The sequence below is a fragment of the Blastococcus sp. HT6-30 genome, assembly GCF_039729015.1.
Lineage (GTDB): Bacteria > Actinomycetota > Actinomycetes > Mycobacteriales > Geodermatophilaceae > Blastococcus.
In genome coordinates this window covers 2023874-2049608 of record NZ_CP155792.1, presented here as the reverse complement: position 1 = coordinate 2049608, position 25735 = coordinate 2023874, and the positions used below count along the sequence as shown (strand labels likewise).

23 protein-coding genes and 1 riboswitch are annotated in these 25735 nt (G+C 75.8%); of the genes, 13 read left to right on the top strand and 10 right to left on the bottom strand.

Annotated elements, in window-relative coordinates; translation table 11 throughout:
* Positions 1-2 precede the first annotated feature (2 nt).
* The gene (cobN, locus tag ABC795_RS09885; protein WP_347057005.1) at positions 3-3632 is read left to right on the top strand and encodes a cobaltochelatase subunit CobN; all 3630 of its coding nucleotides are present in this window, start codon (positions 3-5) and stop codon (positions 3630-3632) included.
* A gap of 97 nt (positions 3633-3729) precedes the next feature.
* On the opposite strand, the gene ABC795_RS09880 is transcribed toward cobN, so the two are convergent.
* Both ABC795_RS09880 and ABC795_RS09875 read right to left on the bottom strand, forming a co-directional pair.
* A complete protein-coding gene (locus ABC795_RS09880) occupies positions 3730-4077 on the bottom strand; it encodes a hypothetical protein (RefSeq protein WP_347057004.1) in 348 nt (115 codons plus the stop codon).
* On the bottom strand, positions 4074-4499 hold the full coding sequence (locus tag ABC795_RS09875) for a DUF1622 domain-containing protein (protein WP_347057003.1): 426 nt from the start codon (positions 4497-4499) through the stop codon (positions 4074-4076). The genes ABC795_RS09880 and ABC795_RS09875 overlap by 4 nt, the downstream gene beginning before the upstream one ends.
* Before the next feature lie 59 nt (positions 4500-4558).
* Here ABC795_RS09875 and ABC795_RS09870 point away from each other — a divergent pair, with 59 nt between their 5' ends.
* Complete coding sequence (locus tag ABC795_RS09870; protein ID WP_347057002.1) at positions 4559-5023, top strand: SRPBCC family protein; 465 nt, start codon at positions 4559-4561, stop codon at positions 5021-5023.
* Positions 5024-5079: 56 nt separating this feature from the next.
* Positions 5080-6156, top strand: coding sequence for a hypothetical protein (locus ABC795_RS09865; RefSeq protein ID WP_347057001.1), 1077 nt, complete (start codon positions 5080-5082; stop codon positions 6154-6156).
* Between the two features lie 131 nt (positions 6157-6287).
* On the opposite strand, the gene ABC795_RS09860 is transcribed toward ABC795_RS09865, so the two are convergent.
* Positions 6288-7808, bottom strand: a complete 1521-nt coding sequence (locus ABC795_RS09860; protein ID WP_347057000.1) for an acetyl-CoA hydrolase/transferase family protein — start codon at positions 7806-7808, stop codon at positions 6288-6290.
* A 279-nt stretch (positions 7809-8087) separates the two neighbouring features.
* Here ABC795_RS09860 and ABC795_RS09855 point away from each other — a divergent pair, with 279 nt between their 5' ends.
* The 4 genes from ABC795_RS09855 to ABC795_RS09840 all read left to right on the top strand — a co-directional run bounded on the left by ABC795_RS09855 (position 8088) and on the right by ABC795_RS09840 (position 11891).
* The gene (locus ABC795_RS09855; protein ID WP_347056999.1) at positions 8088-8726 is read left to right on the top strand and encodes a hypothetical protein; all 639 of its coding nucleotides are present in this window, start codon (positions 8088-8090) and stop codon (positions 8724-8726) included.
* Positions 8727-8831: 105 nt separating this feature from the next.
* Positions 8832-9722 (top strand): alpha/beta hydrolase, encoded by an 891-nt coding sequence (locus ABC795_RS09850; protein ID WP_347056998.1) that lies wholly within the window; start codon positions 8832-8834, stop codon positions 9720-9722.
* Positions 9723-9947: 225 nt separating this feature from the next.
* Positions 9948-10976, top strand: coding sequence for an Atu2307/SP_0267 family LLM class monooxygenase (locus tag ABC795_RS09845; RefSeq protein WP_347056997.1), 1029 nt, complete (start codon positions 9948-9950; stop codon positions 10974-10976).
* Between the two features lie 78 nt (positions 10977-11054).
* Positions 11055-11891 carry a CoA ester lyase gene (locus tag ABC795_RS09840; protein ID WP_347056996.1) on the top strand — a complete coding sequence of 279 codons (837 nt, stop codon included), beginning with the start codon at positions 11055-11057 and terminating at the stop codon, positions 11889-11891.
* Between the two features lie 64 nt (positions 11892-11955).
* Here the strand turns inward: ABC795_RS09840 and ABC795_RS09835 are convergent, their stop codons facing one another.
* On the bottom strand, positions 11956-13587 hold the full coding sequence (locus ABC795_RS09835; RefSeq protein ID WP_347056995.1) for a glycoside hydrolase family 13 protein: 1632 nt from the start codon (positions 13585-13587) through the stop codon (positions 11956-11958).
* 135 nt (positions 13588-13722) lie between these two features.
* Between ABC795_RS09835 and ABC795_RS09830 the strand changes: the two genes are divergently transcribed.
* The 4 genes from ABC795_RS09830 to ABC795_RS09815 all read left to right on the top strand — a co-directional run bounded on the left by ABC795_RS09830 (position 13723) and on the right by ABC795_RS09815 (position 18759).
* The gene (locus ABC795_RS09830) at positions 13723-14952 is read left to right on the top strand and encodes a saccharopine dehydrogenase NADP-binding domain-containing protein (RefSeq protein WP_347056994.1); all 1230 of its coding nucleotides are present in this window, start codon (positions 13723-13725) and stop codon (positions 14950-14952) included.
* Positions 14953-14999: 47 nt separating this feature from the next.
* Positions 15000-15569 (top strand): DNA-directed RNA polymerase subunit alpha C-terminal domain-containing protein, encoded by a 570-nt coding sequence (locus tag ABC795_RS09825; protein WP_347056993.1) that lies wholly within the window; start codon positions 15000-15002, stop codon positions 15567-15569.
* Between the two features lie 45 nt (positions 15570-15614).
* Positions 15615-17276: a bifunctional 3'-5' exonuclease/DNA polymerase gene (locus ABC795_RS09820; RefSeq protein ID WP_347056992.1), complete on the top strand. Its 1662-nt coding sequence runs from the start codon at positions 15615-15617 to the stop codon at positions 17274-17276.
* Between the two features lie 152 nt (positions 17277-17428).
* Positions 17429-17591: riboswitch (cyclic di-AMP (ydaO/yuaA leader) on the top strand.
* A gap of 268 nt (positions 17592-17859) precedes the next feature.
* Positions 17860-18759: a hypothetical protein gene (locus ABC795_RS09815; RefSeq protein ID WP_347056991.1), complete on the top strand. Its 900-nt coding sequence runs from the start codon at positions 17860-17862 to the stop codon at positions 18757-18759.
* A gap of 216 nt (positions 18760-18975) precedes the next feature.
* On the opposite strand, the gene ABC795_RS09810 is transcribed toward ABC795_RS09815, so the two are convergent.
* Entirely contained in the window at positions 18976-19251 is a 276-nt protein-coding gene (locus ABC795_RS09810; RefSeq protein ID WP_347056990.1) for a hypothetical protein, read from the bottom strand.
* A gap of 161 nt (positions 19252-19412) precedes the next feature.
* On the opposite strand from ABC795_RS09810, the gene ABC795_RS09805 reads away from it, so the two are divergent.
* Entirely contained in the window at positions 19413-21314 is a 1902-nt protein-coding gene (locus ABC795_RS09805; RefSeq protein WP_347056989.1) for a protein kinase, read from the top strand.
* A 24-nt stretch (positions 21315-21338) separates the two neighbouring features.
* On the opposite strand, the gene ABC795_RS09800 is transcribed toward ABC795_RS09805, so the two are convergent.
* The 4 genes from ABC795_RS09800 to ABC795_RS09785 form a co-directional block, all read right to left on the bottom strand.
* On the bottom strand, positions 21339-22310 hold the full coding sequence (locus ABC795_RS09800; protein WP_347056988.1) for an NADPH:quinone oxidoreductase family protein: 972 nt from the start codon (positions 22308-22310) through the stop codon (positions 21339-21341).
* 113 nt (positions 22311-22423) lie between these two features.
* A complete protein-coding gene (locus ABC795_RS09795) occupies positions 22424-22579 on the bottom strand; it encodes a hypothetical protein (RefSeq protein WP_347056987.1) in 156 nt (51 codons plus the stop codon).
* Positions 22580-22638: 59 nt separating this feature from the next.
* On the bottom strand, positions 22639-24102 hold the full coding sequence (locus ABC795_RS09790; RefSeq protein WP_347056986.1) for a protein adenylyltransferase SelO: 1464 nt from the start codon (positions 24100-24102) through the stop codon (positions 22639-22641).
* Positions 24103-24167: 65 nt separating this feature from the next.
* The gene (locus ABC795_RS09785) at positions 24168-25079 is read right to left on the bottom strand and encodes an acyl-CoA thioesterase domain-containing protein (RefSeq protein WP_347056985.1); all 912 of its coding nucleotides are present in this window, start codon (positions 25077-25079) and stop codon (positions 24168-24170) included.
* A 39-nt stretch (positions 25080-25118) separates the two neighbouring features.
* On the opposite strand from ABC795_RS09785, the gene ABC795_RS09780 reads away from it, so the two are divergent.
* Entirely contained in the window at positions 25119-25355 is a 237-nt protein-coding gene (locus tag ABC795_RS09780; protein ID WP_347056984.1) for a ferredoxin, read from the top strand.
* On the opposite strand, the gene ABC795_RS09775 is transcribed toward ABC795_RS09780, so the two are convergent.
* Positions 25345-25731: a WhiB family transcriptional regulator gene (locus ABC795_RS09775; RefSeq protein ID WP_347060708.1), complete on the bottom strand. Its 387-nt coding sequence runs from the start codon at positions 25729-25731 to the stop codon at positions 25345-25347. The two genes, ABC795_RS09780 and ABC795_RS09775, sit on opposite strands and share 11 nt — an antisense overlap.
* Positions 25732-25735 lie beyond the last annotated feature (4 nt).

Genomic DNA, 25735 nt, shown 5'->3' with positions numbered 1-25735 from the left:
GCGTGTTCACCCTGCTCTCCACCAGCGACACCGACCTGCTGTCCGCCCGTGCCAGCGCCGCCGACTGGCGCCTGGGCAACCCGGTCCGCCTCGGCACCGACGGTGTCGCCGCGCTGGTCGAGGGCAGCGACGTGGTGGTGGTCCGCATCCTCGGCGTCCGGCGGCAGTACGAGGAGATGCTCGCGCCGCTGCTGGCCGGGCCCGCGCCGGTCGTCGTCCTCGGCGGCGAGCAGGTGCCCGACGCCGAGCTGATGGAGCTCTCCACCGTTCCGATGGGCGTGGCCACCGAGGCGCACGGCTACCTCGCCCAGGGCGGGCCGGACAATCTCGTCCAGCTGCACCGCTTCCTCTCGGACACGGTGCTGCTCACCGGCGAAGGCTTCGACCCGCCGTCGGTCGCCCCCGACTGGGGGCTGCTGGAGCGCACCGCCCGGGCGACGACCGGCCCGCGGATCGCCGTCCTGTACTACCGGGCGCACCACCTGGCCGGGAACACCGCGTTCGTCGAGGAGCTCTGCACCGCGATCGAGGACGCCGGCGGCCAGGCGCTGCCGGTGTTCACCGCCAGCCTGCGCACCGTCGAGCCCGACCTCCTCGACACGCTGCGCGGGGCCGACGCCCTCGTCGTCACGGTGCTCGCCGCCGGCGGCTCCCGGCCGGCGACCGCCTCCGCCGGCGGGGACGACGGCGCCTGGGACATCGGGGCCCTGGCCGAGCTCGACGTCCCGGTGATCCAAGGGCTCTGCCTCACCCGCTCCCGCGCGGAGTGGCTCGCCGATGACGACGGCCTCTCGCCGCTCGACGTCGGCAACCAGGTCGCGATCCCGGAGTTCGACGGCCGGCTGATCAGCGTGCCGTTCTCGTTCAAGGAGACCGACGCCGACGGGCTGACGCACTACGTGGCCGACCCCGAGCGGGCCGCCCGCGTGGCCGGCACCGCCGTCGCGCACGCCCGGCTGCGGCACACTCCGCCCGCCGAGCGCCGGATCGTGGTCATGCTGTCCGCCTACCCGACGAAGCACGCCCGCATCGGCAACGCCGTCGGCCTCGACACCCCCGCCTCGGTCGTCCGGCTGCTCGCCGCGATGGCCGGCCAGGGCTACGACATCGGCCCCTTCGACGGGCCGGGCGCGCTGCCCGGCGTCGCCGACCTCGACGGCGACGCGCTCGTGCACGCGCTCATCGCCGCCGGTGGCCAGGACGCCGACTGGCTGACGCAGGAGCAGCTCAGCGGCAACCCGGTCCGCATCCCCGCCGCCGAGTACCGCGCGTTCTTCGACACACTCCCCGCGGACCTGCGGGTCGCGATGGAGGAGCACTGGGGCCAGGCGCCCGGCTCGCTGTTCGTGGACGGCGACGGCGACGACCAGGCGATCGTCTTCGCCGCCCTGCGCGCGGGCAACGTCGTGGTGATGGTGCAGCCGCCGCGCGGCTTCGGCGAGAACCCGATCGCGATCTACCACGACCCCGACCTACCGCCCTCGCACCACTACCTGGCCGCCTACCGGTGGCTGCGGGAGTCCTTCGGTGCGCACGCGCTGGTGCACGTCGGCAAGCACGGCAACATGGAGTGGCTGCCGGGCAAGACGGTGGGGCTGTCGGCCTCGTGCGGCCCCGACGCCGCCATCGGCGACCTGCCGCTGATCTACCCGTTCCTGGTCAACGACCCCGGCGAGGGCAGCCAGGCCAAGCGCCGCGCCCACGCCACGCTGATCGACCACATGGTTCCGCCGATGGCCCGCGCGGACTCCTACGGCGACATCGCCCGGCTGGAGCAGCTGCTCGACGAGCACGCAAACGTCGCGGCCATGGACCCGGCCAAGCTGCCGGCCGTCCGCGCCCAGATCTGGACCCTGCTGCAGGCCGCCAAGCTCGACGCCGACCTCGGCCTGAACGAGCGGCCCGCGGACGACCACTTCGACGAGATGATCCTGCACGTCGACGGGTGGCTCTGCGAGATCAAGGACTCCCAGATCCGCGACGGGCTGCACGTCCTCGGCACCCCGCCGGCCGGCCAGGACCGGGTCGACCTCGTGCTGGCCATGCTGCGCGCGCGGCAGATCTGGGGCGGGTCGGTGGCGCTGCCGGGGCTGCGCGAAGCGCTCGGCCTGCGCGAGGACGGCACCGCCGGGCTCAAGGCGACCGACGAGGTCGAGGCCCGGGCGGAGGCGCTCGTGGCCGGCATGGAGGCGCGCGGCTGGTCGCCGGCCGCGGTCGCCGACGTCGTCGGAGACGTGCTCGGCAGGACGGACGACGGGGTGGCCGCGATCCTCCGCTTCGCCGTCGACGAGGTGGTGCCGCGGCTGGCGCGCACCACCGACGAGCTCGACGCCACCCTCCACGCGCTCGAGGGCGGCTACGTGCCGGCCGGGCCGTCGGGCTCGCCGCTGCGCGGGCTGGTCAACGTGCTGCCGACCGGGCGCAACTTCTACTCGGTCGACCCGCGAGCGGTGCCCTCCCGGCTGGCCTGGGAGACCGGGCAGGCCATGGCCGAGTCGCTGGTCGCCCGCTACGTCGCCGACACCGGCGACCACCCCCGCTCGGTCGGACTGTCGGTGTGGGGCACCTCGGCGATGCGCACCTCCGGCGACGACGTCGCCGAGGTGCTCGCGCTGCTCGGCGTCCGCCCGGTGTGGGACGACGCCTCCCGACGGGTGACCGGCCTCGAACCGATCCCGCCCGAGGAGCTGGGCCGGCCGCGGATCGACGTCACCGTGCGGATCAGCGGCTTCTTCCGGGACGCCTTCCCGCACGTGGTGACCATGCTCGACGACGCCGTCACCCTGGCGGCCTCCCTGGACGAGCCCGACGACCAGAACTTCGTCAAGGCGCACGTGGAGGCCGACGTCGCCACCCACGGCGACCGGCGGCGGGCCACCACCCGGGTGTTCGGGTCCAAGCCGGGTGCCTACGGCGCGGGGCTGCTGTCGCTGATCGACAGCCGCGACTGGCGCGGGGACGCCGACCTCGCGGAGGTGTACGCGGTCTGGGGCGGCTACGCCTACGGCCGCGACCTCGACGGCGTGCAGGCGAGGCCGGACATGGAGGCCGCGTACAAGCGGATCGCCGTCGCGGCCAAGAACGTCGACACCCGCGAGCACGACATCGCCGACTCCGACGACTACTTCCAGTACCACGGCGGCATGGTGGCCACGGTGCGGGCGCTCACCGGTGCGGCACCGAAGGCCTACATCGGTGACTCCACCCGCCCGGAGCAGGTGCGCACCCGATCGCTGACCGAGGAGACCGCCCGGGTGTTCCGCGCGCGGGTGGTCAATCCGAAGTGGCTGGCCGCCATGCGCCGGCACGGCTACAAGGGCGCCTTCGAGCTGGCCGCGACCGTGGACTACCTGTTCGGCTACGACGCCACGACCGGCGTGGTAGCCGACTGGATGTACGAGAAGCTGGCCCAGACCTACGTGCTCGACCCGGAGAACCGCGAGTTCATGGAGACGTCGAACCCGTGGGCGCTCCACGGCATCGCCGAGCGGCTGCTCGAGGCCGTCGATCGGAAGATGTGGGCCGAGCCCGACCCGGCGCTGCTCGCCGAACTGCAGCAGGCCTACCTCGACACGGAGGGCGACCTCGAGGGCGGGGAGACGCCGGCGGCCGTCGACGCCGGCCGGGCCTGATCCGGCGGGCTGCCGACCGTCTCGGGGCTGTCGACCGGGGATGGCCCGACGACGGGGGAGGGGGTGGCCCGCGGATCGCAGCCGGCCCGGCCGGTCGTCACGCCCGCCAGGCCGGCCGGAGCAGGCGGCCCGCCGCGTCGTCGTACCGCCGGGGCGGCCGGCCCGGGCGGCGGAGCCGGGTCTCCGCCCACGAGCGGGCCCCGAGCCGCAGACCGTAGCCCACCAGGTGGCGCAGCCCGATGACGACGGCCGCGGTGGCCAGCGCCTGCCAGCTGGGGGCACCGACCAGCCGGAGCAGCCCTGCGGCGACCAGCATGTCGAGCAGGACGCCCAGGGCCAGCGCGGGCCGGCGGGTGGCGGCGAGGGTGACCAGGCCGCTGACGAGCGCCGCGCCGGCGACGAGCTGCGCGGCGGCACCGGAAACGGCCGCCAGCGTGGAGATCACCTGGTGCGTCCGGCCCGCGACGTCGACCGGTCCGTCCCCGACGACGAGGCGTCGTCCGGACCGTCGGTGGACCGGTTCTCGTCCTCCTCCATCTGCCGGCGCTCCTCGGCGATCTCCTTGCCCAGGAAGTAGTTCAGCGCCGTCCGGATAGCGGCGATGGCGGCGAGCTGGCCGATCTCCTCCCAGCTGGGGGCCACGGCCGTGCGCAGGACGTCGCCGGCCAGCTGGAACTCCAGCCCCAGGGCGAGGAACCGACCCAGCGTCAGGCGGACCGGGAGGAAGCCGTCGGCCGCGCGGTGCCGCAACCCGACCCACAGGAACCGGACGAAGGCCCAGACCGCCCCGACGATGATGACCGCGGCGCCGCAGGCCTCCACGATGACGACCAGGACGTCGACGACTTCCTGCAGCAGCTCTTCCACGCGGCGCGCATACCCGGGCCTTCCACCCGACCACGCATCACGGCTGCGAGACTTCTGGCGTGCGCCAGCTACGTCACTCCGAGTCCATCACCGTGGCCGCGTCCCCGGAGGACGTCTACGACCTGGTCTCCGACGTGACCCGCACCGGCGAGTGGAGCCCGGTCTGTGCGGCCTGCTGGTGGGACGAGGGCGCCTCGGGCACGGTCGGGGACTGGTTCACCGGCCGCAACGTCACCCCCGACCGGACCTGGGAGACGCGCTCGCAGGTCGTGGCGGCCGACCGCGGCCGGGAGTTCGCCTGGCTCGTCGGAAAGGGCTACGTCCGCTGGGGCTTCACCCTCGGGCCGGCCGACGGCGGCACGCGGCTCACCGAGTCCTGGGAGTTCCTCCCCGCCGGGCTGGCCTACTTCGCCCAGCGCTTCGGCGACGAGGCGCAGGAGCAGATCGACCTGCGCACCCGCCAGGCGCGCGAGGGCATCCCCGCGACGCTCGCGGCAATCAAGCGGATCGCCGAGGCAGGCTGAGCGGTCCGGCACCGACCGCCGCGCCTGGATCCGGCGCGGCGGGGTAACGGGCGTCCATGCCGCTGGGACTGCCACCGCCCGCCGACCTCCTCCGGCTCCCGGGCGCCGTGACCGACGCCGTCCGCGCCCTGGGCGCGGTCCTGCCCCGGGCCGAGGCCCTGGTGCCGCGGGCGGAGGACGTCCTCGCGCGCGCCGGGGTCCTGCTCGACCGCGCCGCGCCCGCGATCGGCCAAGCCCTGCCGGCGCTGCCCCGGGTGGTCGGGACGGCGGCGGCAGTGCTGGAACGGGTGGCCGGGGTGCTCACGCCGGAGCGGACCGCCGCCGTCGGGGAGCTGCTGGACCGGGTGCTGGCCGACCGGCGGCTCGACCGGCTGCTGGACCTGGCCACCGACGGCCGCGCCGACCGGCTCCTCGACCGGGTGCTGGACCTCGCCGCCGACGGGCGGATCGACCGGGTGCTGGACCTCGCCGCCGACGGGCGGATCGACCGGGTGCTGGACCTCGCCGCCGACGGGCGGGCCGACCGGGTGCTGGACCTCGCCGCCGACGGCCGGGCCGACCGGGTGCTGGACCTCGCCGCCGACGGCCGGGCCGACCGGGTGCTGGACCTCGCCGCCGACGGCCGGGCCGACCGGGTGCTCGCCCGCCTCGACGCCCTCCTCGCCGACGACCGCGCCGACCGGGTCCTGCACCGCGCCGACGAGCTGCTGCACGACGACCGGCTGCGCGGGGTCGGCGACCGGCTGGACCGGGTGCTCGCCGAGGAGCACGTGGAGCGGCTGGAGCGACTGATCCCCGAGGGCGGCCTGGCGGCGGCGCTGCGGTTGTTCGCCCGGTTCGAGCAGGCCCTCCCGGAGCCCCGCGCCGAGGAGCTCGCCGACCTGCTGCAGCGCGGCGCGGCGGTGCTCACGGGGGAACGCACCCAGCACCTGGCGGCGCTCGTCGACCGGGCGCCGTGGCTGACCGGAGCGCTGGAGGGGGACGAGCTGCCCAGCAGCCGGGAGCTGGGCCGGGTGCCGGCCGACCTGCACGCGATGCTGGAGATCCTCGACGACCTCCACCAGGTGCTCTCCGGGATGCCCGGCGCCACCCGGGCCCGGGAACGCGGTGCCGATCCGCATCCGCAGCTCTGACCGGTGCGGGATGAGCTCCCGGGCCGAGGGGTAGGCGGCCGTCGGGGATGCCGGTTCGGCTGGGGTCGGTGCGCCGGGTCCCCGGGGTGAACACCCACGAGGCGGTGGACACCTGAGCCTGCCGGCGGCGTTCAGCGGGGCAGCATCGAACCCGTCTCCAGGTACCGCGTGTGCCAGGACAGCGCCTCGGGAAGCAGGTGCGGGGTGTGCCGGCCGTACGCCCCGCGCTCGGCCCGCTCGAGGTAGTCCTCCAGCAGCGGGCGGTAGTCGGGGTGCGCGCAGTGCGCGATGACCGCGTGTGCCCGCCGCCGGGGCGAGAGCCCCCGGAGGTCGGCCAGCCCCTGCTCGGTGACGAGCACCTGCACGTCGTGCTCGGTGTGGTCGACGTGGGAGACCATCGGGAGGATGCTCGAGATCGCGCCGCCCTTGGCGGTCGACGGGCTCAGGAAGAACGACAGGTAGGCGTTGCGCGCGAAGTCGCCGGAGCCTCCGATGCCGTTCTGGATCCGGCTGCCCATGAGGTGCGTGGAGTTGACGTTGCCGTAGATGTCGGCCTCGATCATCCCGTTCATCGCCAGCACCCCGAGGCGCCGGACGATCTCCGGGTGGTTGCTCATCTCCTGCGGCCGCAGCACGATCCGGTCACGGTAGGCGGAGGCCGAGTCGTTGAACGCGGCCGCGACCTCCGGCCCCAGGGAGAAGGCGGTCGCGGAGACCGATGAGAGCGTGCCCGAGTCCAGCAGCTCGAGCATCCCGTCCTGGATCACCTCGGTGTAGGCCGACAGCCCCTGGAAGCGGGAGGACTCCAGGCCGGCCAGTACGGCGTTGGCCACGTTGCCGACCCCGGACTGAAGGGGAAGCAGTCCGTCGGGCAGGCGCCCCACGGCCACCTCGTGCTCGAGGAACTCCACCAGGTGCCCGGCGATCCGCCGCGACGTCTGGTCGGGGGTGGCCAGCGGGCTGTTCCGGTCCGGTGCGTGCGTCTCGACGATCGCGACGATCTTCTCCGGCGCGCACCGCAGATAGGGCACGCCGATCCGGTCGGCCGGCCCGGTGAGCGGGATCGGCAGCCGGTTCGGGGGGAGGGCGGTGCCGTAGTAGATGTCGTGCATGCCCTCGAGGTCGGCGCTCTGCCAGGAGTTCACCTCGAGGACGACCCGCTCGGCGCGGTCGAGCCAGGTCTTGTTGTTGCCGATCGAGGACGACGGCACGAGGTCGCCGTCGGCGGTGATGCCGCTGACCTCGACGACGGCGACGTCCAGCGGCCCGAGGAACCCTTCCCAGGCCAGCTGGGCGACGTGCGACAGGTGGACGTCGAGGTAGTCCATCTCCCCGGCGTTGATCTTGGCGCGGGTGACCGGGTCGGACTGGTAGGGCAGCCGCAGGTCGACGCCGTCGGCCGCGGCGAGGACGCCGTCGAGCTCCGGGGCCGTCGAGGCGCCGGTCCAGACGTTGACGCGGAAGGCCTCCCCGGCCGCGTGTGCGGAGCTGATCCGGCGGGCGAGCGCCTCGGGGACCGCCTTGGGGTAGCCGGCGCCGGTGAACCCGCTCATGCCCACGGTGTCGCCGGGGCCGATGAGGGCGGCCGCGGCGTCCGCGGGCACGACCCGGCGCGCCAGGTCCGGATGCTGGATGCGGCCGTCTCCGGGCATGGCGCGGGCCCTCCGTCAGATCGTGCGCGCCGGCACCCGGGTGGCGCGGCCGCGTCGTCGGCCGATCCTCCCCGACGGCGCCGTCCGCGGCGCCCCGGAGCGGGCGAGGCGGTCGGCTGGGCGGCCACCGCGACGAGGCCGGCGGCCAGCCGGAGCTGGAGGACGCCGCGCCCGTGGGTGGTCCACGGCCGGTTCGCGGCGGAATCACAGGTCCGCCACAGCAGCGGCCCGGAGGGTGGCGGCAGCGGTCGGAGGTGCCGGCCGAGGCGGAGGAGTTCCATGCGCAAGAAGATGATCATCGGCGCCACCGCCGGTGCGCTCAGCCTGACCGGGATGGCCGTGGCCGTACCGGCCCTCGCCGCGCCGGGTACGACCGCCGAGGCGGCGTCCACCGCCGCCGACCGCATCCGCGATGCCCTGTCCGGCCTGGTCTCCGACGGCTCGATCAGCCAGGAACAGGCCGACGAGGTCGCCGACACGCTGGCGGAGAGCGGGCCGGGCGGCCGCGGTGGGCACCACGGAGCTGGCCGGCTGGACCTGTCGGCCGCAGCCGGGGCGCTGGGGCTGAGCGAGGAGCAGCCCCACACGGCGCTGCGGCCCGAGGGCACCACGCTCGCCGACGTCGCCGAGGCGCAGGGGGTGGCCACCGACACCCTCCTCGACGCCCTGGTGCAGGCGGAGGAGGAGCGGATCGCCGAGGCCGTCGAGCAGGGCCGGATCACCCACGAGCAGGCCGACGAGCGGCTGGCCGACGTCGAGGAGCGGATGGCCGAACGGATCGAGCGCACGTTCCCCGGCCGCGGTGGCGGCAAGGTACCCCGGGGGAACGCCGCCGACCCCGGCAGCTCGACCGACGGCACGCACTCGACCGACGGCACCGAGTCGACCGAGGAGACGGAGCAGACCCCGGCCGACTGAGTTCCTGGTCCCGTCGCCCAGCGGCGCCGCATCCCGTTCTGCGGAGGCGGCGCCGCTGCCGCCTTCCCGGGTCCCCCGGGCGGGGGACGCCCGTAGCCTCCCGGCATGCCCGATCAGACCTTCTCGATCGACTCCGCCTCCGACGTCCGCGTCACCGCCTACCGCTGGGACCCCGCCGGCCCGGTGCGCGGCATCGTCCAGCTGACCCACGGGATGGGTGAGCACCTGCTCCGCTACGAGCCCCTGGCCGCCGCGCTGACCGGCGCCGGCTGGGTGGTCGTGGGCCAGGACCACCGCGGGCACGGCGCCACCGCGGAGGACGGCCGCTGGGGCGACCTCGGACCCGGTGGCTGGGACGAGCTGGTGCGCGACGTCGGCCGGCTGAGCGCCCGCGTGCGCGCCGAGCTGCCCGACGCCCCGCTGGTCCTGCTCGGGCACAGCATGGGATCCTTCGCCGCCCAGCAGCACGTCCTCGACCACTCCGCGGAGCTGGCCGGCCTGGTGCTCACCGGGACGACGCTGCTGGACCTGCTCGAGCCCGCCGTCGACCTCGACGGGCCGACCGACCTCGACGGGCCGACCGACCTCTCGGCGTTCAACGCGCCGTTCACGCCGGCCCGCACCGACTACGACTGGCTCTCCCGCGACGAGGCGCAGGTCGACGCCTACGTCGCCGACCCGCGGTGCGGGTTCGGCCTGGCCACCGCGGACAGCCGGCAGATGTTCCTCTCGGGGCGGCAGCTGGCCGACGCCGACCGCGTGCGCAGCATCCGGCCGGACCTGCCGGTGTACGTCGCGGTCGGCGACGCGGATCCGCTCAACGGGCAGCTGGCGCTGGTCCGGGTCCTGGTCGAGCGGCTGCGGGAGGCCGGGGTGGAGGACGTGACGCTGCAGGCGTACCCCGGCGCCCGGCACGAGGTGTTCAACGAGACCAACCGCGCCGAGGTGGTCCGCGACCTGCTCGCCTGGCTGGACCGGGTCGTGCCGCCGGGCTGAGCTGGTAGAAGACGCGGCGTGGCGGCCACCTCCGGTGAGGTGGCCGCCGCCGTGCGGTCGGGCGCATCGGGAGCCGGGGCGACCAGGCCAGCCGGTCGGGGTCCTCGGCGGGTTCGGGCCGGACGTGTCCTGCCCCGGCAGCCCCTCGGTGCTTGACTGACGGCCGGATCCCCGCGGGGCCGGCCGGCCGGCCGGCGCCCGTCCGCGCAGCCCCGGAGGACGGCCATGCACCTCGGCGTCGACAGCTTCGTCTCCGCCGTCACCGATCCCCGCACCGAGCGGGTCATCGGCCCGGAAGAACGGATGGCGCACCTGCTCGAGGAGATCGAGCTCGCCGACCGGGTCGGGCTGTACTCCTTCGGCATCGGGGAGCACCACCGGCCCGAGTACTACGACTCCGCGCCGCCGCTGATCCTCGCCGCCGCGGCGGCGAGGACGTCCCGTATCCGGCTGGGCAGCGCGGTGGCGGTGCTCAGCGCCGCGGATCCGGTGCGCGTGTTCCAGCAGTTCGCCACCCTGGACCTGATCAGCGGAGGCCGCATCGACCTGGTGGTGGGCCGCGGCTCCTTCACCGAGGCGTTCCCGCTCTTCGGCCTGAGCCTGGCCGACTACGACGAGCTGTTCGCCGAGAAGCTCGACCTGCTGCTGCAGATCCGGGAGAGCGAGCACGTCACCTGGTCCGGGAAGCACCGGCCGCCGCTGACCGGTCAGGGGGTCTACCCGCGACCGCTCCAGGACCCGCTGCCGATCTGGGTCGGCGTGGGCGGGACGCCGGAGTCCTTCGTCCGCGCCGGGCTGCTGGGCCTCCCGCTGATGGTGGCGATCATCGGCGGCGAACCCCGCCAGTTCGCCCCGCTCGTCGACCTCTACCGGCGGGCCGGTGCGCACGCCGGGCACGCTCCGGAGAAGCTGCAGGTCGGCCTGCACGTCTTCGGCTTCGTCGCCGACAGCACGCAGGCGGCCGCGGACACGATCTACCCCGGGTGGCACGAGATGTTCACCAAGGTCTCCCGCGAGCGCGGGTTCGCCGCGCCCACCAGGGCCCAGTTCGACGCGACCAGCGGGCCGGACGGCGCCTTCTTCATGGGGGATCCCGAGACGGTCGCGGCCAAGCTGCGCCGCGTCTCCGACCAGCTCGGGGGCGTGGAACGGGTGGCGCTGCAGATGACCAACCCGCGGCTGGCGCACGAGGACCTGCTGCGCGGGATCGAGCTGCTGGGCACCGAGGTCGTCCCGCGGGTGGCGGCCGGCTGACGCGGAGGCGAGGGACCGGAACCGGCCCGGCGGGGACCCGGAGCGGTGCCGCCGGGTGATCCGTACGAGGATGTGGGCGTGGCGAGAAGACGGAAGGTCGGGCCCGAGGACGCACGCTCCTGGCTGCTGGTGAACGGCGCGCGCACGGAGCTGTTCGACGTGGCGCACGAATCGCGGGCCGACTCGGTGGTGCTCGACATCGAGGACGCCGTCGACCCCGCGCACAAGGCGGAGGCCCGCGAGGGCGTGGTCCAGTGGCTCTCCCAGGAGGACCGCAGCGCCTGGGTGCGGATCAACGACCACTCGACGCCCTTCTGGGCCGACGACGTCGCGGGGCTGGCCGGCCTGCCGGGCCTACTCGGCGTGATGCTGGCCAAGGCCGAGGCCGCCGAGCACGTGACCGAGACGTTCGACCGCCTCGCTGGGGTCACGCCGGTCCTGGCGCTGGTCGAGTCGGCCCTCGGCATCGAGGAGGCGGTGAACATCGCCCGCGCCCGCGGCGCCTTCCGGCTGGCGTTCGGCAGCGGCGACTACCGGCGCGACACCGGCACGAGCGCCGACGACCTGGCGATGGCCTACCCGCGCTCGCGCCTGGTGGTGGCCAGCCGCATCGGCGGGCTCCCCGGGCCGATCGACGGACCGACGGTGAGCAGCAGCCACCCGGTGCTGCGCGAGCAGACCGCCGTCACCGTCTCGCTGGGCCTCACCGGCAAGCTGTGCCTGGACATGGACCAGCTCCCGGTCATCAACGAGGTCATCAGCCCCACGCCGTCCGACGTCGCGTGGGCGCGGGACTTCCTCGCCGATTTCGACGCGCGCGGCCAGGTCATCCGCGACGGCAGCGACCTGCCCCGGCTCGGGCGCGCCCGGAAGATCGAGCGCCTGGCCCGGGTGTTCGGGGTCGAGCCCGTCTGAGGCCGTCGCCGCGCACCACGACGGAGGGCCGCCCCGCCTGCGAGGCCGGGGCGGCCGTCGGCCGTCAGCCCTCGGCGAGCCAGATCGCGGTGTGCGGAGGCAGCGCCACGCTGGCCGGGGACCGGCGCACGCTGGTGTTCGAGGCCAGCAGCACCGGGCCGCGGGAGCGCACCAGCGCCGTCGCCGACCCCATGTTGACCACGCACCGCACGACGGCGCCGTCCGCGGCGGTGCAGCGCACGGTGAGGACGTCGCCGCGTGTGCTCACCGCGGCCTCGCCGGAGCCGAGGGCCGGGTGCGCCTGACGCAGTGCGAGCGCCCGGCGGTAGAGGGTCAGCATCGAGCCGCCGTCCCGTGACTGGCGGGACACCGCGTAGCGCTCCCAGTAGTCGGGAATCGGCAACCAGGGCTCGGCCGGGCGGGTGGAGAAGCCGACTCCGGGGGACGGGTTCCAGGGCATCGGCACGCGGCACCCGTCGCGGCCCGAGCGGGCCCCTCCGCTGCGGAAGAAGATCGGGTCGCGCTTGGCCTCGTCGGGCACGTCGGCCTGCGGCAGGCCCAGCTCGTCACCGGCGTAGACGTAGGCCGAGCCGGGCAGCGCCAGCATCAGCAGCGCGGCGGCCCGGGCCCGGGCGGTGCCCACGGCGCCGCCGCCGAACCGGGTCACCTGCCGGTCCTTGTCGTGGTTGCCGAGCACCCAGGACACCGGTGCGCCGACCTCGCCGAAGGCGTCCAGGGCGCTGCGCACGCCGTCGGCGAAGGCCTCCACCGACCAGGGCGACTTGAGCAGCCGGAAGGAGAACGACTGGTGCATCTCGTCCGGGCGGGAGTAGAGCGCGACCTCCCGCGGGTCGGCCAGGCAGACCTCCCCGACCAGCATCGTGCCCGGGTACTCGTCGCAGACCGACCGCCACCGGCGCCAGACGTCGTGCACCTCGGGCTGGTTCCAGGTCATCGCCTGCTCGGGGCCGTGGCCGAACAGCGTGGGGGAGTAGGCGCCCGGGTTGTTCCGCAGGCCGGCGTCCTTGAAGAGCCCGTAGGCGACGTCGACCCGGAACCCGCTGACACCGCGGTCGAGCCAGAAGCGCAGGGTCCGCTCGAAGTCGGCGGCGACGGCCGGGTCGCGCCAGTTCAGGTCGGGCTGCTCGGGGGCGAACAGGTGCAGGTACCAGCGGCCGTCGGGGGTGCGCGACCAGGCCGGCCCGCCGAAGAGCGACTGCCAGTTGTTCGGCGGCTCCTCCGACGGGGGCGCGAAGTGGTAGCGGGAGGCCTCGGGGGAGTCCGGGTCGGCCAGCGCGGCCTGGAACCAGGGGTGCCGGTCGGAGGTGTGGTTGGGGACGACGTCGAGGACGACCCGCAGGCCGAAGGCGCGGGCCTCGGCGACGAGCGCCTCCAGGTCGGCCACGTCGCCGTACTCGGGGTCGACGGCGCGGTAGTCGACGATGTCGTAGCCGCCGTCGGCACCACCGGAGGGGTAGTGCGGGTTGATCCACACCGCGTCGACACCCAGCCAGGACAGGTAGGGGAGGCGCGAGCGCAGCCCGGCGAGGTCGCCGATTCCGTCGCCGTTGCCGTCGGCGAACGAGCGCAGGTAGACCTGGTAGACCACCGCCGATCGCCACCAGGGGGACGACGACGTCTGGGCCGCGACCTGCTGACCGGTCGCGGTCCGCACCGTTGCGAGCCGCACTGCCATGCGACCTCCATCGGCAGGGCGGCACCGGAGCCCGTGCCTCCTGCGCACCGGAGTGATCCGTGTGCCGTTCCGTGACCTGCCCGTGAGGTGGGGCCGCCGGCTGCCGGGGCCGGCCGGGCAGGCGAGGATGGCCGCATGGCAGATGACGGACGGACCTATGACCTGGTCGTCTACGGGGCCACCGGTTTCGTCGGGCGGTTGCTCGCGGCCTACCTGGCCGAGCACGCCCCGCGGGGGACCCGCATCGCGCTGGCCGGGCGGTCGCGGCAGCGGCTCGAGGAGATCCGCGCCGGGCTGCCGGCCGCCGGCCGCGACTGGGCGCTGGAGGAGGCCGACTCGACCGACGCCGCTTCGCTGGCCGCCCTCGCCGGGAGCGCCCGCGTGCTGGTCACCACGGTCGGCCCCTACGCCCGGTACGGCCTGCCGGTGGTCGAGGCGTGCGCCCGGGCCGGCACGCACTACGCCGACCTGACCGGTGAGGTCCTGTTCGTCCGCGACGCGATCGAGCGCTGCGACGCCGTCGCCAAGGAAACCGGCGCCCGCCTCGTCCACGCCTGCGGCTACGACTCCATCCCCTCCGACCTCAGCGTGTTCCTGCTCGGCCGGCGGGCCGCGGCCGACGGTGCGGGTGGCCTCCGCGACGTCCAGCTGGTCGCCACGGCCCGGGGTGGGTTCAGCGGCGGCACGATCGACTCGATGCGGGCCCAGGTGGAGGCCCTGCAGCAGGACCCGTCGCTGCGCCGCGTCGTCGGCGACCCCTTCGCGCTCAGCCCGGACCGGGCCGCCGAGCCCGACACGCGGCAGCCCCGCGACGGCGTCCTGCCGACCCGGACCGCCGACGGGCGCTGGACGGCGGCGTTCGTGATGGCGCCGTTCAACACCCGCATCGTGCGGCGGAGCAACGCGCTGCAGGACTGGGCGTACGGGCGGGGGATGAGCTACGGCGAGGTGATGGGCTGCGGTCGGGGCCCCGTCGGCGCGGTGACCGCCGCCGGCATCAGCGCCGGCCTGGTCGGCACCGTCTCCGCGATGGCCTTCCCGCCCACCCGCGCGCTCCTGGACCGGGTCCTACCGGCGCCCGGCACCGGCCCGGGCGAGGCGGCCCGGGAGAGGGGCTGGTTCCGGATGGTGGTCGACGCGGAGACCGAGGACGGGCGCCGGTACCGGGCGACCGCGGCGGGGGAGGGAGACCCGGGTTACGCGGCGACGGCGGTCATGCTCGGGGAGAGCGCCCTGGCGCTCGCCCTCGACGGCGACCGGCTGCCCGACCGGGCCGGGTCGCTGACACCGGCCACGGCGATGGGCGAGGTGCTCGTCGAGCGGCTGCGCACCGCCGGACACACCTACGAGGTGACCGCCCGCTGATCGGGCGCGTCGGCGACGCCGGAGCGGCGTCGCTAGGGTTGGCCGACATGCCGATCAGCTCGCCCGACCAGCCCGCAGGGACGATCCGGGACCTCGGCCTGCCCGCGCGGGCGGTGACCGCGCTGACCCGCGCGGGGATCACCGACGTCGGGGCGCTGGCCGCGCTCACCCGGCGGGAGCTGAGCGCGGTCGCCGGGCTCGGCCCCGGCATGGTGGCCGCCATCCGCACCGTCGTCCCCGAGCCACCCGCGCGGCTGCCCGCGGCCGGCGGGCCGCCGGCCGCCCCCGCGGCCGACCGGGAGCCCGCGCCGGCGGAGGAGGAGTCCCCGGCCGCCCCGGCGATCCCGTCGTTCGCCTCCCTGCGCGGCCCGCGCCGCCGGTCGGCGGTCGACCTCCTGCTCCCGGACCCGCCGCCGCCGGGCGTGCCCGCGGACCCGGCCGCGCCGGCCGCGCCGTCGCCGTCCCGCCCGCCGACCGCACCGCTGGCACCGACCGGGCCGGCCGCGCCTGCGGCGGTGCGGCCACCGGACTACGCCGATCTCTTGCGGCTGGGGGTGCACGTCGCCCGCACGGTGCTCACCGCGCCGGCCCGCTGTCTGCGCCGGTTGCTCGGCTAGGGACCGGCCCGCGGATCCCTCGGTGCCGTCGGCGACACTGCGGGGGTGCAGCGGGTCCTGCTCCGGCGCCGCGGGTCCGCGGTGGACATCACGGAGCACAGCGACGACGGGTCGGCGGCGGCCACCCGCATCCCGGTCGAGGAGCTGCCCGCCGTCGTCGCCGAGCGGGAGGCCGCACCGGCGCCCGTCCGCTGGGTCTGGGACGACACGACCCGCTGGTACCCGGCCCTGCTGGCGGCCGGGGCGCGCGTGGAGCGCTGCACCGACCTGCGGCTGAGCCACGTCCTGCTGCGGCGGTCACCGTTCGCCGACCAGGCGCTCCTCGTCGGTGGGGACACCGCCGGCTGGGACGCGCTGCAGCCGGTCGCGGCGGCCGACCCCGCGCTCTTCCCGCCCGCTGATCCGGCTGACCTGCTCGACCCGGCGGCCGAGCACCGGCGCCAGCAGGCGGCCCTGGCCGCCTCGCCGCGGCGCGACCGGCTCGCCCTGCTGCTCGCGGCGGAGTCCGCCGGCGCTCTGGTGGCCGCCGAGATGACGTACACCGGCCTGCCCTGGCGGGCCGACGTGCACGAGCGCCTGCTGACCGCGCTGCTCGGCCCCCGCCCGGTGGCCGGCGGGAGGCCGGCGGTGCTCGAGCGGCTGCTCGGCGAGATCCGCGCGGCGCTGGGCGCACCGTTGCTCAACCCCGACTCGCCGGCCGAGCTGCTGCGAGCGCTCCAGCAGGCCGGTCTCCCGGTGGCCGACACCCGTTCGTGGAGCCTCGCGCAGCTGGACCACCCCGTGATCCCCGCGCTTCTCGAGTACAAGAAGTTGATGCGGCTGCTCACGGCCAACGGCTGGAGCTGGCTGGAGACCTGGGTGCAGGAGGGGCGGTTCCGCTCCTCCTTCCTCCCCGGCGGGGTCGTCACGGGGCGGTGGGCCTCCACCGGCGGCGGCGCGCTCTCGGTGCCCACGCTCATCCGACCCGCGGCGGTCGCGGACGACGGCTGGCGGTTCGTCGTCGCCGACGTAGCCCAGCTGGAACCGCGGGTGCTCGCAGGGATGAGCGCCGACACCGCAATGGCCGAGGCGGCGCGCGCCTCGGACCTCTACGAGGGCATGGTCGCCGGTGGGGCGGTGGCGTCCCGGGCAGAGGCCAAGCTGGGCATCCTCGGCGCCATGTACGGCGGGACCCGCGGGGAGAGCGGCCGCATGATGCCCCGGCTCACCCGCCGCTACCCGCGTGCCATCGGCCTGGTCGAGGAGGCGGCCCGGGCGGGGGAGCGCGGCGAGGTGGTGCACACCCTGCTGGGCCGGGGGGCGCCGTCGCCGACCGGGGCGTGGGCGCAGCGGGCGGTCGAGCTCGGGGAGCCCGCGGAGCAGGCCGGCTCGCGGGGGGACCGCGACCGCGCCCGCCGTGCGTGGGGCCGGTTCACCCGCAACTTCGTCGTCCAGGGCACCGGCGCGGAGTGGGCGCTGTGCTGGATGGCCGACCTGCGCAACCGGTTGTGGCGGCTGGGCGGGGCCGGGTCGCCGGCCGAGCGGCCGCACCTGGCCTTCTTCCTGCACGACGAGGTCGTCGTGCACGCTCCGGAACACCTGGCCGACGACGTGGTGGAGGTGGTGCGGGCCGCCGCGTCCACCGCCGGGCGCCTGCTGTTCGGCGCGTTCCCGGTGGACTTCCCGCTCGACGTCGCCGTCGTCCGGTCGTGGGCCGACGCCGGCTGAGCCGGGGTCCGCCCTACACCGCCGGGGGGGCGGTGAGGGGCAGGCGACACACGTCACGCCGTGGAAATAACCGGCTCTCGATTGTCACATCTGCATAACGGCGGTTACCGTGGCCAGGTCCGATCGGTCGACACGTCCCCGTCCGGGGAGTCCGATCGGCGCCGCCGAGTCACCCACTGCGATCGCGCTGCGGGTGAGCCGGGGACCCACCGCAGCACTGGGGTGAATCCTGCGCCGAGCACGTCGGCGGCGCGGGTAGGGCTACTTCCCGCCCGAATCCGTCAGCTAACCCGGTAGGCGGCAACGGAAGAAACGGAGAGCCGCCGCATGGCGCGCCCTTGCACCGCCGCACGTCCCTGCACCACCCGGCACCGCCGCATCCGGGTGCGCCCGCGGAACTGACCGCGCCCACGCACGGCGCCCCGCCGGCTGTCGCCCACCACCGAGCACTTCCCGCTCGACCGGCTCCCCGCCGTCTCCCGGTGGCCCAGGCAGTCGTCCCGGCGCCGGCGCCCTGCTGCCCGCACCCCGCCGCGGCCCGCCCTCCGGCCGGCCGCGCGACACCCTCGGAGCTCCCGTACCCATGAATGTCCGCACCACCACCTCCGGCCGCCGCTGCCCGCCGGCGCACGTCCGCCGTCCCGCCCTGTACCTGGGTGCCGCCGCCGCCGGCGCGCTCCTCGTCAACGTCCTCGTCGGCGCTGAGCCGGCGGCGCAGGCCGAGGCCGATGCGCCCCAGTCGGTCAGCGTCGCCCAGGAGCTCGGGCTCACCGCCCAGTCCGGCCCGATCGACGTGACCGAGGACCTGGCCCCGCTGCAGGACCTCACCGCCAGCCGCAGCACCCGCGACGCCGAGCAGGTCGCGGCGCAGCAGGCCCAGGCCGCTGCCGACCAGGCGGAGCTCGACCGGCAGAAGGCCGAGGCGGAGGCCGCAGCCCGTGCCGAGGCGGAGGCCAAGGCCAAGGCCGAGGCGGAGGCCGCCGTGGCCGCGGAGGCAGCGGCACCGGCTGCCGCGGCACCGGCTGCCCCGGCACCGGCTGCAGCGGCACCGGCGGCCGCGAGCCGGAGCCGGCAGGCGCCGGTGTCCAGCTCGCCGGCCGCCTCGGTGGCCGCGTCGGCGGTCGCGCGGATCAGCAACAGCGCCGGAGCCGTCAGGCCGCAGGCCCAGGCCGCGGCCGACGCCGTGGTCAGCAACGTGCCGGGTGCGGCGAGCATCACGATCGGCGGCACGCGCGCCAGCGCGGCCGATCCGGGTGGTCACCCGTCCGGGCTGGCGCTGGACTACATGGTCATGTCCAACGCGGCGCTCGGGGACGCCATCGTCGCGTACCACCGCGCACACTGGGCCGAGCTCGGGGTGGACTACATCATCTGGCAGCAGCGCATGCTGTCGTCCGCGAACGGCTCCTGGCAGCCCATGGGGAACCGGGGCAGCCCCACGGCCAACCACATGGACCACCCGCACGTGAACTACCGGGGCTGAGCGCCGACGCCCCGGGCCCGCCCGGGCCCGGGGCCGCTCGACCCCCGGACGACGTAGCGTCAGCTTCCGGACGACCGACAGCGGCAGCATCCGCATGGCCAGGGCGATCGGTACCCAGGGCCCACACGGACGTGCTGATCTCTCTCCGAGCGGATGGAGCCGTGGGCGATCGACGTGCTCATGCGTCGGGGCGTGCCGACCGGCTCCGCCCGTCGGTCAGCCCGGTTCGGCGGGGACGGACCCGGTGCCGACCAGGGCCCGTGCCAGCGCCGCCGAACGGAGCAGCGGCAGCTGCCGACCGATCCGCGCGGCGGCGTCGAGGTGGTCGAGCAGCAGCTGCCGGCCGGCGGCGGAGAGCCCGGTCACCGAGCCGGCGTCGACGCGCACCGGCTCGCCGCCGTAGTGCTGCAGGAAGGTGTCGACGACGGCGTCGTCGACCTCCCCGGCCAGGCACAGCACCCGGCCGCCAACGGTGTCGAGCAGCCGGACCACGCGATGCACCAGCGCGGACGGACGGGAGGGGAGCGGGTGCACCGCCCCGGTCTGACCTCCTCGGGGCCGACGGGGTTCGGCTGCGGCCGGGACGGGCACCCACAAGGGCACGGGCGACGGGCGAGGACGGCCTCGCGGGGACCAGCACGAGGGAATCGGGAGTGACCACGGCCGAGACCAGCCGGCAGATCCTCGGCGACCGGTACGAGCTGCGCGACCTGATCGCCGTCGGCGGGATGGGTCAGGTGTGGCGGGCCCGCGACGTGCTGCTCGACCGTTGGGTGGCCGTCAAGGTGCTGCGCAGCGAGTACGCCGACAACCCGGTGTTCGTGGCGCGGTTCCGCACGGAGGCCCGGAACGCCGCCAGCCTCAGCCACCCCAACATCGCCGCAGTCCTCGACTACGGTGAGTCGACGGCGGAGGGCACCGGCGAGCACCTCGCCTACCTCGTCATGGAGCTGGTCGACGGGCCGCCGCTGTCGGCGCTGCTGGCCGAGGACGGGTCGCTCGGCACCGGCGCCGCCCTCTCGGTCCTGCAGCAGGCCGCGGCCGCGCTCGCCGCCGCCCACCGGGCCGGTGTGGTGCACCGCGACGTCAAGCCGGCCAACATCCTGCTGACCCACGACGGCACCGTGAAGCTCACCGACTTCGGCATCTCCTGGTCGGCGGGCAGCGTGCCGCTGACGCAGACCGGCCAGGTGATCGGCACGGCGCAGTACATGTCCCCCGAGCAGGCCAGGGGCGAGCACGTCGGCCCGGCGAGCGACGTCTACGCCCTGGGGCTGGTCGGCTACGAGACCCTCGCCGGGCACGCCGCCTTCGACGGCGACAACCCGGTGACCGTCGCGCTCAAGCAGGTGCAGGAGCACCCCGAGCCCCTGCCCGCCGAGCTGCCGCGGGACGTCCGCGCCCTCATCGACGCCGCGCTGGTCAAGGACCCCGACGACCGCCTGCCCGACGGGAACGCCTTCCTGCACGCGGTCGAGGAGACGATGCACGGCCCGCCGGACACCGCGTCCCTCACCCGGCCGGTGGCCGTCGTGGCGGCCGCCCGCGCGACCGGCTCCGGGGGCGGCACGGGCGCGCACCGGGGGACCGGTTCGGTCGGGGAGGCCGGCCCCCGCCGGGAGACGCCGGCAGAGCGACCCGCGGGGCGCCGGCCGCTCCTCCTGGTCCTCCTCCCGGTCCTCGCCTTCCTCCTGCTCGGCGGAGGCGTGGCCGCCCTGCTCGCCGCGTCGGCCTCCGATCCCGGCGGTGCGGCCGGGGCCGTCGAGTCGCAGCCGGTCGCCGAGGTGGACCTGGTGGCCGCGGACTACGTCGGGCGGCCGGTCGAGGAGGTCGTCGCCGAACTCAGCGCGCTCGGCCTGACCGTGCGGCTGCAGGAGGACCCGACCCCGGGCGGTGTCGCGGGGACCGTGACCGGAGTCGAGGCCGCCGATGCGCGACCCGAGCCCGGGGACGAGGTCCTCGTCCGCGTCGCGGCACCACCCGCCGCGCCGGACACGTCGTCGTCGACCGACGGCGGCGGCGCCACGGCGCCCGCGCCCGCCCCGGCCCCTGCGCCCGCCCCGGCGCCCGCCCCTGCGCCCGCGCCCGCCCCTGCGCCCGCGCCCGCGCCGGCCCCGGCGCCCGCTCCTGCGCCCGCGCCGGCCCCGGCGCCCGCGCCGGCCCCGGCGCCCGCGCCGGCCCCCCGGCCCGAACTCCGGCCCGAGCCGGCGGCCACGACGACGGAGCCGCCGGCCGTCGACGAGTCGGCGCCCGGGACGTCCGCGCCCAGCAGCCCGGCCGGCGATCCCACCGATCCGGGCACCGGCACACCGACCACCCCGGCCGACGAGGGGACCGGGACGCCGACCACTCCCGCCGACGAGGGGGAGGAGCCGACCACCCCCGTCGCCGAGCCGGAGACCCCGTCCACCACCGGGACGACGGAGACTCCGGCCACCGGGACGACGGAGACCCCGTCCACCACCGGGACGACGGAGACCCCGACCACCCCGGAGGGCGAGGATGACGGCGACGCGGGTGATCCGGAGGACGGCACGGCCGACCCCCGGGTCTGACCTGGGGCCTGCCCCCCGGGTCGGTCAGCCGCGGACCCGGAGCAGCACCTTCCCGGTGGCGCGGCGCTCGTCGAGCTCGGCGACGGCCTCGGCTGCATCGGCCAGCTCGTGGACCGAGCCCAGGGGCGGGTCCAACCGGCCCTGCTCGAGGAGCGGAGCCAGCTCCGCCCACTGCTCCTTCGGGTAGCCCGGCTCGCCACCCGACCAGAACGCGCCCCAGCCGACGCCGACCACCGACACGTTGTTCAGGAGCAGCCGGTTCACCTTCACCGTGGGGATGTCGCCGCCGGTGAAGCCCAGGACGAGGAGCCGGCCCTCCCGGCCCAGGCTGCGCAGCGAGTCGGTGAACCGGTCGCCGCCGACCGGGTCGACGACGACGTCCACGCCCCGCCCGCCGGTGAGTTCCTTGACGCGGTCGCGGAACCCCTCGGCGAGGACGACCTCGTCGGCGCCGGCGGCCCGGGCGACCTCGCCCTTGGCCTCGGTCGAGACAACGGCGAGCACGCGGGCGTCCGCGGCACGGGCGAGCTGGACGGCCGCCGTCCCGAGGCCGCCGGCCGCGCCGTGCACCAGCACGGTCTCGCCGGCCGCCAGCCGACCCCGGCGGTGCAGCGCGAAGTGCATCGTCAGGTAGTTCATCGGTAGGGCGGCGCCCTCCTCGAAGCTGGTGCGGTCGGGGAGCGGGAAGACCAGTGACGGGGGCACGGCGACCACCTCGGCGAAGCCGCCGAATCCGGGGAACGCGGCCACCCGCTGCCCGGGCTGCAGCCCGCTGCCCTCGGGGGCGCTGCGTACCGTGCCGGCGACTTCGCTGCCCGGGACGAACGGCAGCTCCGGTTTGAGCTGGTACTCGCCGCGGCTGAGGAGCACCTCGGGGAAGGTCACCCCGGCGACGTGCACGTCGACGAGGACCTTTCCGTCGGCCTCGGGCTCGGGGATGTCGACGACCCGCACCGCGCGGGGGCCGTCGTGGGAGCTGATCTGGGCGGCGTGCACAGGTCCTCCTGCTCGGTGGGCACGTGGCCGGCGCGGCGCGTCGCCACGCGGACCGGGTCCCGCGAGCCTCTCAGACGGATGTGGCCCCGGTTCCGGGGAGGCGGCCGGAAGCCTCAGAGCAGCCGGTCGAGGTCGTCGGGCCCCGGCCCGGTGCCGCCGGAGTCGACCAGGGGAGAGGTGTCGGGGACGTCGTCGTCCGGGGGCTCGGGCGCCACCGGCCCCTCGGCGTAGAGGGTGTCGGGGTTCTTGGGGTCCATCTCGCGGGGCACGGGGCCGGACTACCCGCGGGGCTGGGCGCCAACCGGTGGCCGGCCGGCGCCGACGCGACTCAGGTGCCGCAGAAGGTCCGGTAGGCGCCGAAGTCCTGCGGGGCGGGCGCGGCGTACCGATCCAGACCCGGCCGCGCGTCGAAGGGCGCGGTCACGGCCTCGAGGAGCTGCCCGAGCGGGGCGAGGTCGCCCTCGGTCGCGGCGTCGAGGGCTTCCTCGACCAGGTGGTTGCGCGGGATGTAGACCGGGTTGGCCCGGTCCATCCCGGCGGCGTCGGGAGCCAGGGCCCGCCAGCGCTCCAGCCAGCCGTCGATCCCGGCGAGATCGAGGAAGAGCAGCCGCACGGGCTCCACGTCCCCGCGCGCGGCGCCGCCCAGGGCCCGGAAGACCGATGTGAGGTCGACGTGGTCCTGCCGCAGCAGGACGAAGAGGTCCTCGGCCAGGGCACGGACCACCGCGTCGTCGAGCCCCTCCGGCAGCCCGAGCTTGGCCCGGACGCCGGCGGTCCAGGCCGCCTCGTACCGCGGTGCGAAACCGCGGAGGGACTCCACGGCCACGGCGACGGCCTGCTCCTGGTCGTCGTCGAACAGCGGAAGAAGCGCCTCGGCGAGCCGCGCGAGGTTCCACTCGGCCACGACCGGCTGGTTGCCGTAGGCGTAGCGCCCGCCGGCGTCGATGGAGCTGTACACGGTGGCCGGGTCGTAGGCGTCGAGGAAGGCGCACGGGCCGTAGTCGATGGTCTCGCCGGAGATCGTCGTGTTGTCGGTGTTCATGACCCCGTGGACGAACCCGACGAGCATCCACTGCGCCACCAGCGACGCCTGCGCCGCCACGACGGCGTCGTACAGGGCCAGGTACCGGTTCTCCGCGCCGGCCGCGCCGGGGTGGTGGCGATCGATCGCGTGGTCGGCGAGCCGGCGCAGCAGGTCGACGTCGCCGGTGGCCCGGGCGTACTGGAAGCTGCCGACGCGCAGGTGGCTGCTCGCGACCCGGGCGAGGACGGCGCCGGGCAGCAGGGTCTCCCGGCGCACGGCGCGCCCGGTGGCGACCACGGCCAGGGAGCGGGTCGTCGGGATGCCCAGGGCGTGCATCGCCTCGCTGATCACGTACTCGCGGAGCATCGGGCCGACGGCGGCCAGGCCGTCGCCGCCCCGGGCGAACGGGGTCCGGCCGGAGCCCTTCAGGTGCAGGTCGCGCAGGGCGCCCTCGGCTCCGGGCAGCTCACCGAGCAGCAGCGCCCGCCCGTCGCCGAGGCGCGGGTTGAAGCTGCCGAACTGGTGCCCGGAGTAGGCCTGTGCCACCGGGGTGGCCCCCTCGGGCACGAGGGTGCCCACCAGCAGCCGGAGGCCGTCGGGCGTGCGCAGGGCCGCCGGGTCGAGACCGAGCTCGGTGGCGAGGGGCTCGTTGAGCACGAGCAGGCGGGGATCCGGCGCCTCCTCCGCCTGCCAGGGGAGGGCCATCTCCCCGAGCTCACGGGCGAAGCGGTCGCCGAGGACGATTGTCGGAGACGGTGCGACGCTCACCCCATCGAGGGTACGTCGATTTCCGCGATCGTCCCCGGCCGCGGCGGCGGGACGGACGCCGGCGGTCAGCGGAAGCGGCGGCGGAGCATGCCCTCCTGGGCGACGGTCGCGACCAGCCGGCCCGCGCGGTCGAACAGCCGGCCGCGGCAGAGCGTCCGCCCGCGCCCGGCCCAGCTGCTCTCCTGGTCGAACAGCAGCCACTGGTCGATCCGGGCCGGCTCGTGGAACCACACCGCGTGGTCCAGGCTCGCCGCGGCGACGCCGGGCTCCCCGATCATGGTGCCGTGCGGCGTGAGGGCGGTGCCGAGCAGGAGCATGTCCGACGCATAGGTGATCCCGCAGCCGTGCGCCAGCGGCTCGTCCGGGACGGGGGTGCGGCTGCGCAGCCAGAACTGCTGGAGGGGAGGCCTGCGCTCGCCGCGCGCCGCGGCCAGCCGGGGCGAGTCGCCGGCGAAGCGGATGTCGAAGGGGTGCCGCTGGGCGAGCCAGCGGAGCCACTCCCGAGCCGGTCCCTCGCTCGCGTCCGCCACCTCCTCCAGCGTCGGCAGCTCCTCGGGTGCCGGTGCGTCGAGCTGGGGCAGCTGGTGCGCCCACCCCTCCTCGGTCACGTGGAAGGAGGCGGTCAGCGCGAAGACCGCCGCACCGTGCTGCTCGGCGACGACGGAGCGGGTGGAGTAGCTGCCGCCGTCGCGGACCGGGGTGACGGAGAAGTCCGTGGGTGCGGTGACGTCGCCCGGGCGCAGGAAGTGGCCGTGGATCGAGTGCACCGCCCGCTCGGGCGGCACCGTGCGCCCGGCGGCGAGCAGTGCCTGTGCCGCCACCGCGCCCCCGAAGGCCGGCCCCGGGACGGCGCTGCGGGGCCCGGCGCGAAAGCGCCCCGGCGGGGCCGCCTCCAGCCGGAGCAGCTCTGCCAGCCCACCGGAGCCCGCGCCGGTGGGCTGCTGTGGGGGTGCCGGCCGTTCGTCGTCGAGCGGCATGTCGGTCGTCCACCTCGTCCCGTCCGGAGCACTTGCCGGGTGAATGGAATCACCCCTCGGCTGGGGCACGGCCGCTGCTACGACCTCAGCCCCGACCTCAGCGGTGAGGACGAGGACGGCTACGGCACCGTGCCCGGCGGCGGGCAGGTGCCCGCCGGCCGCGAGGACGGTGCCCGGCTGGCCACCGCCGACTGCCCGGAGTCGGCCGTGGCGATGCCGGAAGCGGCCTTGCGCCGGCCCTCGGCTGACCGGCGGGACCGCGGGGTCAGGCGCTGATCGAGCTGCGGCGCTGCAGCCGCACCCGGCGGCGCTCCCGCTCGGAGAGCCCGCCCCAGATCCCGAACCGCTCGTCGTTGGCCAGTGCGAACTCCAGGCACTCGGCGCGCACCGGGCAGCCGGTGCACACCCGCTTGGCCTCCCGGGTCGACCCGCCCTTGTCGGGGAAGAACGCCTCCGGGTCGGTCTCGGCGCACAGCGCGTCCTGCCGCCACGCGTCCTCACCCGCCTGGTCACCGGTCCACGCAGGGGTCTGCTGCGACGGGGAGCCGGCGCCCCACTGCGGCGCGTCGTCCCACTCGGGCGCGGCCTCCCACACCGGCGCGGTGTGGGGCGCAGGAACGGCGCCGTCGAGGCGGGCCTCGCCGTCGTGCACGAGA